Source organism: Leptolyngbya sp. Cla-17, from assembly GCF_016807185.1.
Taxonomy (GTDB): Bacteria; Cyanobacteriota; Cyanobacteriia; order Leptolyngbyales; family Leptolyngbyaceae; genus ULC077BIN1.
The window spans coordinates 2,377,156-2,392,510 of sequence record NZ_JAEVYN010000001.1 but is presented as its reverse complement, the minus strand read 5'-3'; the positions used below and the strand labels follow the sequence as shown (position 1 = coordinate 2,392,510).

The following is a 15,355-nucleotide window of genomic DNA, read 5'->3' as shown; positions in this document are numbered from 1 at the left end:
TGAGTGCTGGTGGGATATTGTCAGATTATTGGTCTGTTAAAGCGAGTTCAAATCGTTTGAAAAGTACCCTTGAGGGTAATGTCAAAGGTGGTATAAGACTCATTACCCTAAGAAAGCAAGTCAACGGATCCATAGTGGAACGCGCCTCCAGAGATGTACTTTCAGCAATTAAATCTTGAATTAGTCTAACCCCTGTGGTTACTACGTTTTTGGTTTCCCCACATAGAAAGGAATAATCATGTCCAATAACTATTTTTGGCAAGGCGGACGCAGGATTCTCATTGAGCAGACAGAAAGTGATATTACACTGCACGCACCCGATGTAGAAACCGCACAGTCAGCGGCAGACGAGGCAGGAGTGTCGCTGGAGGAAGTGGATCAGGTTGGCCCTGATTTGATCCGGGCTACTGTCGCAGGCAATCGCGATCGCTCAATGGCTCAATTACGTGAATCTGATAACGTCGTTCACCATGTCTATCGGACTCCAGGGCAAGCCGATTCTGAGTATCTGATCACCGACTCGTTCTTCATCAAGTTCAAACCTGAAACCTCAGAGCAAACCATTGATGAGTTCTTGCGTTATGAGAAGCTGGAAGTGGTTCAAGATCTGGGGCAAAACACGCTGCTTGTTCGGGTGACGACTGCAACAAACCGGAATGCCATCAAAACGTCCAACTTAGCAGCTTCCCGTCCGGATGTAGAGTATGCTGAACCCAATTTAGTTCGCCAACTTCAACGGTTTGCTTTTATTCCAGCGGATGAGCAGTTTCCTAAACAGTGGCATCTGCATTCTCCAAACAATGGAACAGATCTGGTAGCTGAGGCAGGCATCTTCGCTCCAGAGGCGTGGGAAATCACCCGTGGCTCACGAGACATTGTAATCTGCGTGGCGGATGATGGGTTTGACTTGACCCACCCCGATTTTCAAGGACCAGGAAAGGTTGTAGGGCGATTGAATGCGGTTGAGAGCAACGGAACCGTATTTTATACAGATGAAGTCCTGCCGAAGGGAGGCGATTATCACGGAACTCCTTGTGCTGGCGTTGCTTTAGCCGAGATTAATGGACAAGGTACCGTTGGGGTGGCACCGGAATGTGCGTTTCTGGCAGTGCGTTTCCCGTTGAGTTTTGATGATGCTGCCATGATCCAACTATTTAACCGAATCTCTAGAGAAGCAGATGTCGTATCCTGCTCCTGGGGAGTTGGACCTGCCAATGCTCCGCTCAGTCGAGCGTTTTCAGATGCTTTATCGGAATTGGCACGGACGGGAGGGCGACGTGGCAAGGGACTGGTCATTTGTGTAGCGGCTGGCAATAACAATTGTCCGGTTAAGGATCTTAACAATACGCGAACCTACGAGTTCATTGATGGCAACAGACGTCGCCGCAGGTATAGCGGTCTAATCGATCGCTGGATTGCTGCTCATCCTGATGTCATTACCGTTAGCGGTTCGACTTCACTCAAAACCCGCTCGGCTTATTCCTCCTGGGGGCGCGAGATCTGTGTTTGTGCGCCAACCAACAACTTTCATGATCTGGGACAATTTATCCCGCGTGGTCGCGGTGTAGTGACGACTGATAATGAGAATTTAGGATCTGGTTTCACCCAAGGCTCTCGCTATACCGATCAATTTGGGGGTACATCGAGTGCAACCCCTACTGTAGCTGGGGTCTGTGGACTCATCCTTTCTCGTAATCCTAACCTCACAGCTTTGCAGGTAAAGCAGTTACTCCAGCAAACGGCAGATAAAGATCTGAAGATTGAATCAGAAACACCTGTGAACGAACCTGGTGATTTCAGCAATGGTTTTAGTCTTTGGTTTGGTCATGGTAAGGTCAATGCAGCCAAGGCAGTCAAATCAGCAGTTCCAGAGGCGGAAATAACGATCGATCAGGAGATTCAAGCAAGTCTGGAGATTCCAGATGCAGGCAGTTCTATTTTCAGCAAAATAGAAATCTCTCAAAATGGGGCTATTGATGACATCCGCGTTGGGCTTGATCTAACTCACACCTATATTGGTGATTTACGCATTGATATCACTGCCCCAGACGGCACTGCCGTAACCCTTCATGACCACAAGGGTGGTTCGACAGACAATATCCGCAAGGTTTATACGGTTTCGGAACTACCTGCATTGAGGGCTTTTACGGGTAAGCGTATCCAGGGAACCTGGATAATAAGCGTGGTAGACACTTGGAGAATGGATGTAGGTCGGCTGAATTCCTGGCGATTGATTGCCAAGGTCATCTAGTGCCAGCAAAAACTGGGGTGCCGCCCATGATTTCAGGGGATGAACTAATCACTAGAAAATCTTTCAGCATTAATCATTAACCTTTGGCTCATGTACTTACATAGTTTATCAATCCTCCTGGGACAGCCCGCCTAGTCTAAGTGCAGTGGCACGATAGCGACCGATCGCGGTTAGGGGGAAATGTTGCAGATACAGGTGATATTTCAAGTAGAAGTGCCCTGGAAAGCCCGTTCCGGTGAAGTAGTCTTCATCCCAGGTGCCATCGGAGCGTTGAGTATCGAGCAAGTACTGCACTCCTCGTTCGATCGCCGCCATTGCGTAAGTGCCAGTCGCGTCGCCTGCGGCTAGCAATCCCGTGAGTGCCCATGCGGTTTGAGAGGCGGTACTGTCTCCCTGTCCCATTAAGGAGCGATCATTATAACTAAAACAGGTCTCGCCCCAACCACCATCTTGGTTTTGGCAGGTGACCAGCCAGTTTGCGCCGCGATCTATTTCCTGGTGACAGCTATTGGTCGCCAGCAAGGAGAGTGCAGACAAAACACCTCCCGTCCCATAGATATAGTTGACTCCCCAACGACCGAACCAACCACCTTCGGGTTCTTGTTCGTGACGTAGATAGGTGATCGCGCGATCAATGGCAGTTTGCGACAGCGATGTCGGAATTTGGGCTTTGTCCAATCGTCCTGCCATCTCCAGCACTCGTGCGGTGACATCAGCAGTGTTGGGATCGATCATGGCTTTCAAATCGCCATAAGGCACCTGGTTGAGCCAATCAGCATCATTGTTTAAGTCAAAAGCCGCCCAACCGCCACCATTACACTGCATTGTGGCGATCCACTGGACGCAACGGGCGATCGCCTGCTGTTTCATCGGCTCATTCGGCATCTGGACGGCATTCAGCGCCATCACTACCACCGCCGAGTCATCCACATCGGGATAAAACCGATTGATAAACTCAAATGCCCAGCCTCCGGGCTTGCCAGCTTTATTTTTGACTGTCCAGTCACCATCATCCAAAATTTGGTTATCCAGCAGCCATTGGGCACTTTTGACTAAGGCGGGATGGTCGGGCGCAATGCCAGAATCGACCAAGGCGCGGATGACTAATGCCGTATCCCACACCGGCGAAACACAGGGCTGCATCCAGTAGCAGTCGTCTGTTTCAATGGCAAAGCGATCGACGGATTGCATTCCCCGCACTACTGCCGGATCGTTGGCATCGTACCCCAGCGCCCTCAATGCCAGCAGCGAGTTCAACATGGCGGGGATAATGCCGCCCCAGTCGCCTGTTGGCTCCTGTCTCTCCAACACCCATTTTTCCGCTGCGGCAATTCCTTCGTCGCGAAACGGCACTAAATTTAGCGCTTCCCCCAGCTTGAAGGCTTGGTCAAGCCACAAAAAGACATCGCTCCAATCACCTTTGCTGGGCAGTTCAAACTTGGCATATTCCCGCCCTTCGGCATACAGTTCATCTAAATTGATCGCGGGATCGACTCTATACACGGGCTTTCGATCAAACACAATCAGTAAGGGAACAGTGCTGCCCCGCGCCCAACTCGACATTTCATAGATTGGGAAGCTGTCGGGCAGTAGCATCAGCCACGGGGGGAGAGACGGTAAGCCGCTCCAGTCATAACAACCAATCAACGCCAGATGAAACTTGGTAAAAATGCGAGTTTTACTGATACCGCCGCGATCGCAGATAAATTTTCGTGCCCGTTGCAACGCCGGATCGGATGCAGGCACGCCCAATAACCGCATTGCCATGTACGCTTCAACGCTGGTGCTGAGTTCGCCGCGATCGCCATAAAAAAGCTCCCAGCCGCCATGATCGCGCTGTTGTCGGCGCAGATAGTTTTCAACTTTGTGCAATGGGCGAGTTGCATTGGTGCCCCAAATTTTGTGGAGCAGCACGACCTCTGATGCCATCGTCACGTTCGACTCTAGCTCTGCCCACCAGTAGCCTTCTGCCGCCTGTAGCGCTAGCAAATAGTTTTGGCTGCGATCGATGACCTGATTCAGTTTTTCTAGCGATATGTTCGACTGCGAAACTTGATCCTGCGTTTGCATTAACTCACACTCCTCCCCAATGTTGATGTATTGTGCCTTTGTACGTTAAGTTTGGCAATCGTGCTGATGGGTGAAGTGGTTTTAGTGATTGCGCTGCTGTCCACACTGATTTGGGCGGGATTGCTGGCATTTTGGGGACAGTTTTGGCGCTGTGATCAGCGGTTAGAGAGAAGTTCAGAGTCGGGAGTTGAGAGTTCGGAGTTCAAAGTAGAAAGTTCGGAAATTAAAGAGCTAATTACCCCCTACCCCCTACCCCGTAACCCTTTCTCTCCTTCCATTTGCGTGATAATTCCGGCTCGAAATGAAGCGGATATGCTGCCGATGACCCTGCGATCGCTGTTGCTGCAAAACTATCCCGGTCAGTTGCACATCATTTTGGTAGACGACCAAAGTACCGATGGAACAGGCACGATTGCTGAAGCGATCGCCCAAGAACTCAGTCAATCTAAAAAGCTAACGGTCATTAGTGCCAAACCACTACCCGCAGGCTGGACAGGCAAACTGTGGGCAATGGAGCAAGGGGTTCAACATGCCCAAACCTTTGATCCGTTGCCAGATTATTTTTTGTTGACCGATGCCGATATTGAACACGATCGCGCAAACCTACGCCAACTGGTCACTAAAGCTCAACAAGATAACCTGGATCTTGTCTCGCTGATGGTGCTGCTGCGTTGTCAGAGCTTCTGGGAAAAACTGCTGATTCCTGCGTTTGTCTTCTTTTTTCAAAAGCTGTATCCCTTTCCCTGGGTCAACAATCCTAATCGGGCGATCGCTGCTGCTGCTGGAGGTTGCATCCTGATGCGGCGTGAAGCGTTGTCAGCCATTGGCGGTTTACAAAGTTTGCGGCAAGCCTTAATTGATGATTGCTCCTTGGCTCAAAAGGTGAAAGGACAAGAGATTAGTCAAACCGAGAAATCTGATCATTCATCGTCTGCCACGTCGGGCAAAATCTGGCTGGGATTGACGCAAACTACGCGCAGCCTCCGCCCTTACGATACACTGGCAACTATTTGGGATATGGTGGCACGCACTGCCTATACCCAATTGGGATACTCGCCGTTCTTGCTAGTGGGAACCGTGTTTGGCATGACGCTGGTCTATCTGGTTTCCCCGATCGCTGCTTTAAGTGGAGCGCTAACCCAAAACTGGATGCTGAGCGCAGCGGGTTTTCTGGGTTGGGCGTTGATGACGATCGCCTATTTGCCAAACATCCGGCTGTATGGGCTGTCTGTTCTGTGGGCAATCTGTTTACCCGCGACCGCCCTCCTCTACAACTTGATGACAATCGATTCTGCAATCCGTCACTGGCGCGGGCAAGGTGGAGCTTGGAAAGGACGGGTGTATCCAACTAGCGAAGCTCCTTAAATTCTCCGTGGTGCGACTAAACATCAAAGATTCATAAAAATCGACAACATATTAAGGTCATGTAAATAAGATTGATTCAGTAATGTATTTAAGACTACGTTTAAGTACTCAGTATTGTCGATGAAAACGCTCTTAGCCGCTACTTCAGAAAAGTTACTAAAAGCGCAGTAGGGGAAAGACTCGATGCATAATTTGAAGCTTGATAAGCTACTGCCTTTTCCTTTATGTATAGTTTCAAATCATACATATCTTATTTAGATAACCTACTTTTTTAAAGTCATGATGATAGATGCTCGTCAAGTTCCTGATGGTGAAGTTATTACAACTGAAGTGTGTGTGATTGGTGCGGGTCCTGCAGGAATCATTCTGGCGCGGGAATTGGCTGGGCAAGATTTTCGGGTTTGTTTACTTGAAGCCGGTGGATTACAGCCTGAACCGGACATTCAATTGCTAGCCGCCAGCGCTGATGAAGCAATTGGCGATTTCTATCCTAATTTTCAATATCTCCATCAGCGCCAATTTGGGGGAGCTTCTAACATTTGGGGCATTCAGTACGGCAAGGACCGCAATGGAGTTCGCTACCTTCCGTTGGATGCGATTGATTTTGAAAAGCGCGATTGGATGCCGCACAGCGGTTGGGCTTTTTGTCGATCGCACCTTGATCCATACTATCAACGCGCTCATGTCGCCTGTCAGACAGGTCCTTACGATTACAATGTGACAACTTGGGAACGGGAAAATGCTCGTCAGATTCCGTTTCAGGGCGATCGCGTCAAAACCCAAATGTTTCAATTTGGTCCCTCCGATATTTTTAGAGACGAATATCGCCATCAGCTAGAACAAGCTCAGAATATTCAAACGCTGACCTATGGCACAGCCGTTGAACTAGAAACCGATCAACTGGCTCAAACTGTAACCCAGGTGCGGGTTGCTACCCTAAAAGGAAACCAGTTTCACATAGCCGCCAAACTTGTAGTATTGGCGATGGGTGCAGTTGAAAACGTGCGCTTGTTGCTGCTATCGGATCACCATCAGCAGGGCGGTCTGGGCAACCAGTATGACAACGTGGGTCGCTACTTTATGGATCACCCGCTGATTCGTTCAGGGTTGCTCCTGCCTCAGAACTCTAGTGGATTTAAAGCCTTGGGGCTATATGATGCCCACTGGACGAATGGCACCATGGTGATTGGTAAACCCGTTTTAACTGAGCAATGTCGGCAAGAACAGCAGTTGTTGGGCATCAACGCTGCTATCTTTCCCCGCCCCGCTCTATTTCGCATGAATCTGTTACGAATGCTGTTTCCTGACGGCAAAGCGTATCGTTCAGAAGCGGTTGAGGCGACTAAAGTCTTGCTCAATGCCTTTAAAAAGCGGCGACTTCCTGACAATGCACTAAGGCAGACAACAACCTGTCTTAAAGGCATTGACGACATTCTGTATTATCAGTGGCGCAAGAGAGATTCATGGGGCAACAAACCTCCGACCTATTTGTCAAAATATGGGTTTGATGTGAGTGGGTGGATCAACGAAATAAACCTGGAGAAGTCATTCAACTGCTTTGAAGTGGTACATATTACCGAGCAAGCACCCGATCCGAATAATCGGATTATGCTGGGGCAAGCGTGCGATCGCTTAGGTGCCCGTAAACCCCAACTCTACTGGCGCTGGAATGATATTGATATTCGCAGTGTGCAGCGGGCTCAGCAAATTTTTGCTGAAGAGTTCGCTAAAGCAGGCATCGGCACGATGAAGCTTGAAGGAGATAAGGGCTTGCCCCACCTATCGCTGGCAAGTCTTCACCATCACATGGGCGGTACTCGCATGAATGACGATCCCAGGCAGGGGGTTGTGGATGCCAATTGCAAAGTGCACGGGGTTTCTAATCTGTTTATTGCTAGCAGCTCTGTATTTCCTACGGGCGGCTATGCAAATCCCACACTGACTATTGCCGCCCTAGCCATTCGCCTTGCCGATCACATCAAGATCGAAATGCAGGCAACAAATTTGGAAGTACTTTCTTTATCATCCAAGGAGTGATATGTGCTGTGAGCCACTGCGTGGACAGGTAGAGCCAGAAAGGGATGGATATCTCGCAGTCCCTTAGTGCAGACACTCTCTATGTACAAAGACTAAAACGCCTTGAATTTGAACTTGGGAAGCATGTCTTTTCATCGATTTAAACTCAGGACTAGAGTTGGCAGGCTCCAATCTGACATAAGCGCCTTCCTGATAAAACTTTTTCAGCGTGGTTCCTTCTCCAGCAACCTGGGCTGCCACAATAGTCCCCGGCTTGAGTCGGTTTACCTCTAGGTTGTGGCCTAAAATTACAACATCGTTGTTGCAGATATGTGCGTCAATCATGCTGTCGCCGATCACCCTCAGCGCGTAGTTTCCAGGCTTATTCAGTGCTTCTGAAACAGCATAGGACTCTATCGGATGATCGGTGAAAGAGTCAACAATGCCTCCAGCCGCGATTGTCCCCCAAAGAGGAATGCAGCTTTTTTGGTCAAAGCAGTCAAGAATTTGAATTGTACGTGCTTTATTTGGTTGCCTCTTGATATACCTTTTACGTTCCAGACTTTTTACAAGATTTTGCACGGGAGATTTCGAGCGATAGCCCATAGCACTTGCCATCTCTTCATAAGAGGGTGAGCAACCGTAATCTTGCTCGTAAGCTCTTAGCAAGTCCATCAGTCTTTGCTCACGTGACTTGAGAGGCTCCATAACTTGCCTATCTAAAAAATATGGCTTTAGTATAGTACACGCGAATTACTTTCCAAATAGTCGATTGGTCAACTCTTGTAGGCTCCTTAAACCATGTAGGGAGCTACGGATAAGATGAGTGGCGGCGATCGGTTGGCGGAGCATGGCGATCGCCAAGGCTACAGGCTGCAAGGAACCCTCGGCGTTGAAGGCATTACTGAGATCGGGAATATTGTGATGGCAATCATCGCTAACGACGCGCAGGACAGCGGTAGAAACGCCGATCGCGTTCAAGATCTCTAAAGCAGCGGCGCTTTCCATATCCACCACATCAGCGCTGAATTGGGCGGCAAGCTGCCGTTTATCGTGAGTGGTGGAAATGACGCGATCGCTGGTGACACCACGAACTATAGGTACATCAAGCAGGGCTTGAAGTTTGGCAGTCAGAGTGCGATCGCACGCGTGGGCTATCGGATCAAGACTCTCGCCGTACAGCACAACATCACCAATTTCCAGCTTTGCAATTAAGCCACCGCATAAGCCCATCATCAGAATCGGCTGTCCCTCACGCAAAGAGCCTGCGGCTTGCAGCGATTGCAAGTAAGGTGCGATCGCGGCTCCGGCAGGCGTGGCAAACACTCTAGGTGGATCGGCAATGCCCCCCAAGCCTCGGCAGACGGCTTGGTACTCTGCTCCTTGAGGCACCAGAATTGTTTGAATGAGAGTACTCAAAATTAGAAGGGTATTTTAGGGGTAAGGAGTTCAGGGTTCGGGGTTCGGGGTTCGGGGTTCGGGGTTTGAAGTTCGGAGAGGGAATGAGTTGGAACACACTTAATCTAAATAAAGGGTGGCATGATGGCGGGAATTCAACGATTTGAGGAAATTCGAGCTTGGCAAAAAGCTAGGGAATTAGTAAAGGCAGTTTACAAACTAAGCAATGACGGTCAGTTAGCTAAGGATTTTGAGTTAAAAAATCAAATTCGTGGCGCTGCCGTTTCTGTGATGAGCAATATTGCTGAGGGATTCGCTAGAAAAGGACAAAAAGAATTTGCTCGTTTCTTGGACATTGCCCGTGGTTCGGCTATTGAGGTTCAGTCTCTACTCTATGTAGCACTGGATGTGGAATATATCTCTAGCACTAAATTTGAGCAGCTTTATAGTTTAGCTGATGAGACAGTATGCCTAATTGCAAAGTTTACCTCTTACCTTCGCAACTCCGCACCTCACATTTGAAGGCATCCTGTACGTGACTCACCCAAACTCCGAACCTCGAACTCCGTACTCTCTACCCTCTAAAGCATCCTGTACGTGATTCACCCCAAACTCCGAACCTCGAACTCCGTACTCTTTACCCTCTAAAGCATCCTGTACGTGACTCACCCAAACTCCGAACCTCGAACTCCGTACTCTCTACCCTCTAAAGCATCCTGTACGTGATTCACCCCAAACTCCGAACCTCGAACTCCGTACTCTTTACCCTCTAAAGCATCCTGTACGTGACTCACCCAAACTCCGAACCTCGAACTCCGTACTCTCTACCCTCTAGCGCCTATTTCCTCACCGACGGGCTGACTAGCTTTCCGCTTTGGCAATAGTTTCACCGTATTGTACGCAAGAGACGCGATCGCGGGGAGAAAATCGGGGCGCAGCAGTTCTTCAGGATACGCCTGCATCCGTTTAGCGTTTTCTGCAATGCACATTTCTAAGAAGGATTCCAGGGTTAAATCAACCTTCACTGCCTTAGCTCCCGCAGCGGTGAAGCCTTTTTTATTAGCGGTTTTCTTTTTACCCTTACCCATACTCATAAAATTATCCAGTCGCCGAAACGCTGCCCCGGTGTATTGCTGAAAGGAAGAGAATGGGCGCAGTGCCCCCCGACCTTCAGTGATTTGCTTGTGGGCAATCCAGTTAACAAAAAACACCATATGGCGGGCTTCTTCGTCTACCAAAGTGTTGAAAATCGTGAATAGGGCATCGGGAATAAAGCCCCCCTGACGAGCAATGCCAAACAAGCCAAAGGCAAAGAATGAGTCAAAGCATTCGCCATAGCCAAATTTGACGAAGGCAGGCTCTAAGTTTTCGGGCAATGGCTTTTCGGCACGTTCAGCGACTTGAATGCCATAGTGGTTGATCATGTAGCCAATCACGCGACCATGACGGGCTTCTTCTTCCGCTTGAAGGGCGATCGCCGCTCGAATCTGTGGGTCTTCCACGGTTTCTGCATACGCTTTCAGCATCACGCCGGCTTTCCGCTCGGTATACAATGCCTCATCCCAAAAGGGAATTCGCTGGAGCCGCTCAATAATGGCGCTGTCGAGTTCGGGCCACGCGAGTGTTTCTGGCTCATACAGCAAATGGCTATCCATAAAACTCTGGCAAAACAGATTTTTATGAGCCTCAGACCCAATTTTCATCGTTCACTCCCCTGTATCAGGTGTTAGGTGTCGGGTGTCAGGTTTTGATGGACACGCTTCTTCACTGTAAGCTACGACTTAAAAGAAGGCTATTAACACTTGCTTTCATAAACTGTTGTGGAACACACACCCCAACAAAAATTGCTGTTAGTTTTCTAAGCTCGTACTGCTAGGTCTGCAACTAACGACACCAATTCAACTGGCTCGACGGGTTTAGCCAGATGAGTTTGAAATCCAGCTTCGATCGCCCGTTGTCGATCAACCGCCCTCGCATAAGCAGTCAGGGCAACCGCTGGGATTTGCCCTCCGGTTTCTACACTCAGAGATCGCACTTGCCGGATCAACCAGTACCCATCTTCTTCTGGCATTCCAATATCGCTAATCAGCACGTTGTATTGATTGGGATCTGCATTAAGAACGGATAGAGCTTCTCTAGCAGAGGACACAGTTAATACTTCAGCCCCATAACTTTCCAGCACAAACTTAAATAGCTCACGGGTATCCATTTCATCATCAACGGCTAAGATCCGTAAACCTGCTAAAGAGAGGACAGGTTCACTCGAATTATCTTCAGAGGGTTCCAATGCGGTCGCCTCCAAATCGGTTGATCTGTTCAACTCTGAGGACAATTGCAGCGGCAACCTGACGGTCAGCGTGGCTCCTTGTCCCTCACCGGGACTCTCTGCCTCAATCGTACCGCCATGGAGTTCAACTAGATGCTTCGTAATCGAGAGTCCCAGTCCTAGCCCCGCTTTCGCTTTGGTAGTGCTGGAATCTCCTTGCCGAAAGCGCTCAAAAATGTGCGGCAATAAGTCCGCTGAAATGCCCTGTCCTGTGTCCATGACTCGAATTTGAGCCTGTCCCTGAACTGCCTCCAGCGTAATTTCAACGCGCCCATCGAAGGGGGTAAATTTAATGGCGTTTGACAGTAAGTTCCACAGGACTTGCTGCAAACGATCAACATCACCCACGATGGGTGTGGAACTCAACTGCGAAAAGATGCGAATGTTTTTGGCTTCGGCGGACAATTGAACGGTCTCGATCGCCGCTTGCATGATTAAACTCAGATCAATTGGTTGGGTGTTGAGCCTGAGTTTACCGCTCATAATGCGAGAAAGATCTAGGATATCTTCGACTAATTGAGACTGTGCATTGGCATTCCGCTCAATCGCTTCTAGAGCACGAGTTGTAATGTCTGCATTAAGGGTGCGGGTGCGTAGCATTCTTGCCCAGCCTAGTATGGCGTTGAGGGGATTGCGGAGTTCATGCGAGAGGTTTGAGAGAAATTCATCTTTGAGTCGGTTGGCATTTTCTGCCGACTGACGGGCTGACTGCTCTTGCACTAGCTGAGAGCGTTCCGCTTCAATCTGCTTACGCTCAGTAATGTCTAAAATTGACAGTAAAATCAGGGTTGCCTCTCCGTCTTGCTCCAGCTTGCAGGCATTTAGCAGCATGGTTTTTTGCCCAATTTGCTCGAAATAATGATCCACCTCAAAATTCTTGACTTGCCGAGAACTGGTTAAAGTCTCTTCCAGCAGGGATCGCAGTTGGGGAATATCCCATTGCCCATTGCCTAGCTCAAACAAGAGAGTGTGCTCGGTTTCTGGAACTGCAACCTGAAACGTCTCGCAAAATGCCTGATTAGCAGTCTTCACCCGTAGATCGGCATCCAGCACCAGTAAAGGGACTTGAACCGTCCGAACGATCGCTTCTGCATAGTTGCGGGCTGACTCTAAGTTGGCAGCATGACGTTTGAACGCATCGACATCGACAAAAACGATTGTCACTCCGTCAATTTGATTTTCTACTGTACGATAAGGACGAATTCGGAGGCTATACCAATAACCTGCTTGGGTTTGAATCTCTTGGTCTTTGGTGTTGAGGGTTTCTAACACCTCCAAAGCCATCGCTTCTAAGCTGGAAACGTCAAAATCGGTGCGGAAGTCGTTAAAAGGTCGTCCAATATCAGTAGGGATGAAATTGAAAAGACGCTGCGCTGCGAGTGTAAAACGGCGAATTCTCAACTCATTGGTCAGCATTAAAATCGGCACACTAATGCTGTCTACAAAATTGTTAAGGTCACTGCTGTTTCGGTTTTGTTGCAGATTGCGGCTAAGAAGTTCCTCGTTGGTGGTGGAGAGTTCTTCATTAGTCGCCTGGATCTCTTCTTTAGCGGTTTGGAGTTCTTCATTAGTGCTTTGCAACTCCTCATTGCTTGATAGGATTTCTTCGTTTGCCACTCGCAGGTTTTGGTTGAGATAATTTTGCTCCTTAATCACCGCTTGTAAATGGGCTTGAGCCGAAAGTTCTCGTTGAGTCGCGGCAGCGAGGGCTTGACGCAACTGCACAATTTCACGCTCTAAGGCTTCTGGTTCTTGGCATTCTGATGGAGTGGCAGTAGGAAAGGTGACTGGAGATGAAACGGCTTCAAAAATTACCAAGAAATACAGCCCATTTGAGGTCGTCGGCTGAAATGGAATGACTTCCAAATTGAGGTAGATCGGTGACCTCCGGTCGGTCGAAGACCCTCGCGCCCCGGATTCAATTTGAATCTGGTCTTGTCGAACCGCTATGTTCTGAGTTTGAGCTTGATACGTTGCCGTGCGAAGTGGGATCTCTAATCCTTCCCGTGCCATCAGCAGGAGATTAAGATCAGTTGTCCCCATCGGCAGCTTTAAGTAGAGATTGGTATCTCCTCGCAGATGGAGAATGTGCATCTGGTCGTCGACGAGTACAAAGACAGGGGCATAACGACTTGAAATAAGTTGGTCAACTTCTCGTCCCAACTCAAACTGATTGGTGATAGTTTCAGCCATCTGCCGCTGACTATCGACGCGGGCAGAGGGATAAAGACTATTCGTAAACGAAAACAGGGGACGAGACGGGGACAATTTTCGAGCATAGATTTTGCTGGGGTCATGCACCAAGGTAAACAAGTCTGAGGCTTGCTTGACGCTTTCTGAAGTCCCCAGCATCAGAAAGCCCGTTAAGTTAAGACTGTAGTGAAACAGAGAAATAATGCGTTCCTGCAACGGATCTGATAAGTAAATCAGCAGATTGCGACAGCTAACCAGATCAAGATTTGAGAACGGTGGGTCGCCAGTTAAGTTGTGTCGTGCAAACACACACAGTTCACGGACAGCGCTGCTAATTTGATAACCACCCGTTGACATCGCTACGAAGAAGCGGTTGCGACGCTCTAATGAAACCGCTTCCATCTGACCTTCTAGGTAAAAGCCCGACCTGGCTTTGTTGATCGCGGTTTCGCTGATGTCAGTGGCAAAGATCTGAATGGGCGGCACCGTGGCATGATCCTGGAAAAACTCTAGGAGGGAAATGGCGATCGAGTAAACTTCTTCTCCCGTGGAGCAGCCTGCTACCCAAATCCGAATGGGCGTGTCACTCGATTTGTTGTGACTAATGGCAGGAAAAACTTGTTCCTTTAGGTGTTCAAACGCTTGCGGATGACGAAAGAAACTGGTGACGTGAATGAGAATTTCTGCATAGAGAGCTTGCACTTCATCTGGATTTTTTTGTAAGTGCTGAGCATAGTCTTCCAGGTTCTCAAACTTATAGAGCAGCATTCGCCGCTGCATTCGGCGATTGAGCGTGGTCGATTTATAAGTAGTGAAGTCAACGCCAGTGGTTGTCCGCAACAGCGCAAAAATAGTGGTCAGCGCATTACTGAAATTGGAAGATTTCCCTACAATCTGAACTGGCTTTGGGTTGAACAGGTGGGGACTACGAGTGAGATTTACCAGTTCTGCGGCAATGGCTTGAGGCGGCAAAATAAAATCTACGTTTCCAGTGGCAACGGCAGTACTCGGCATACTGTTAAATTTGGCAGTTTCCTCACATTGAGCAAACGTCACACCGCCAGCTACCTTGATGGCTTTTAAGGACTGTGAACCATCTCCATCGCTACCTGATAGAACAACGGCGATCGCTTTATTACCCCGCTCTGCTGCCAGAGACTTAAAGAATATATCCCCCGGCAAATACTTTCCATCAGTCCTTTGACGCGGAGCGAGATGTAACAGTCCATCTACCAGCGTCATTTGAGTGTTGGGCGGAATCACATAAATCTCGTTTGGCTCGATCCTTATCCGGTCTTCCACCTGACGCACAGGCATTTCAGTCGCTCTACCCAAAATTTCAGATAGTAAGCTTTCGTGGTCGGGAGATAAATGTTGGATCAGCACAAATGCCATGCCCGTATCGGTTGGCAAGTGGCGGATAAGTTGCGTAAAGGCTTCCAGACCTCCGGCGGAAGCAGCAATGCCCACAACTGGAAAAGCAGAATCGGGTTGGGGGGACTGATCGAATTCGCTCACTTCAGATGTAGTCCAGTCAGATGATTTTTCTTCGGGGGGGGGGGAAATTCATTTATCAACGGCATGGGGTTTGGCGTTGCTTAAGTAGCATCAATGACGTTAATCAATATCTGCCTAAATTAACGGATGACAAGGTTGTTTATCAACTCATTAACCAGCGTAAAGCCACACGAACACATCAGCCCTTTGAAGGAAAGAGGGAATTTTTGGCGTAAGAA

9 protein-coding genes are annotated in these 15,355 nt (G+C 48.9%); 4 read left to right on the top strand and 5 right to left on the bottom strand.

Translation table 11 applies throughout. The features are described 5' to 3' along the window. The first annotated feature begins 238 nt into the window (after positions 1–238). A complete protein-coding gene (locus JOY44_RS10680) occupies positions 239–2,251 on the top strand; it encodes a S8 family serine peptidase (RefSeq protein ID WP_171573534.1) in 2,013 nt (670 codons plus the stop codon). A 108-nt stretch (positions 2,252–2,359) separates the two neighbouring features. Here JOY44_RS10680 and shc read toward each other — a convergent pair whose 3' ends face one another. After that, positions 2,360–4,321 (bottom strand): squalene--hopene cyclase, encoded by a 1,962-nt coding sequence (shc, locus tag JOY44_RS10675; protein ID WP_171573533.1) that lies wholly within the window; start codon positions 4,319–4,321, stop codon positions 2,360–2,362. 60 nt (positions 4,322–4,381) lie between these two features. Here shc and JOY44_RS10670 point away from each other — a divergent pair, with 60 nt between their 5' ends. Both JOY44_RS10670 and JOY44_RS10665 read left to right on the top strand, forming a co-directional pair. Beyond that, a complete protein-coding gene (locus JOY44_RS10670; RefSeq protein WP_242541766.1) occupies positions 4,382–5,686 on the top strand; it encodes a glycosyltransferase in 1,305 nt (434 codons plus the stop codon). A gap of 279 nt (positions 5,687–5,965) precedes the next feature. Then, a complete protein-coding gene (locus JOY44_RS10665) occupies positions 5,966–7,723 on the top strand; it encodes a GMC oxidoreductase (RefSeq protein WP_171573531.1) in 1,758 nt (585 codons plus the stop codon). Between the two features lie 63 nt (positions 7,724–7,786). Here the strand turns inward: JOY44_RS10665 and lexA are convergent, their stop codons facing one another. Next, complete coding sequence (lexA, locus tag JOY44_RS10660) at positions 7,787–8,410, bottom strand: transcriptional repressor LexA (protein WP_171573530.1); 624 nt, start codon at positions 8,408–8,410, stop codon at positions 7,787–7,789. Positions 8,411–8,455: 45 nt separating this feature from the next. Continuing rightward, positions 8,456–9,121 (bottom strand): phosphorylase, encoded by a 666-nt coding sequence (locus JOY44_RS10655; protein ID WP_171573529.1) that lies wholly within the window; start codon positions 9,119–9,121, stop codon positions 8,456–8,458. Positions 9,122–9,241: 120 nt separating this feature from the next. On the opposite strand from JOY44_RS10655, the gene JOY44_RS10650 reads away from it, so the two are divergent. Then, positions 9,242–9,622, top strand: coding sequence for a four helix bundle protein (locus JOY44_RS10650; protein ID WP_203031963.1), 381 nt, complete (start codon positions 9,242–9,244; stop codon positions 9,620–9,622). A 302-nt stretch (positions 9,623–9,924) separates the two neighbouring features. Here the strand turns inward: JOY44_RS10650 and JOY44_RS10645 are convergent, their stop codons facing one another. Both JOY44_RS10645 and JOY44_RS10640 read right to left on the bottom strand, forming a co-directional pair. Further along, positions 9,925–10,803, bottom strand: a complete 879-nt coding sequence (locus JOY44_RS10645) for a ferritin-like domain-containing protein (RefSeq protein ID WP_171573528.1) — start codon at positions 10,801–10,803, stop codon at positions 9,925–9,927. A 155-nt stretch (positions 10,804–10,958) separates the two neighbouring features. Further along, positions 10,959–15,137 carry a CheR family methyltransferase gene (locus tag JOY44_RS10640; protein WP_197985119.1) on the bottom strand — a complete coding sequence of 1,393 codons (4,179 nt, stop codon included), beginning with the start codon at positions 15,135–15,137 and terminating at the stop codon, positions 10,959–10,961. Positions 15,138–15,355 lie beyond the last annotated feature (218 nt).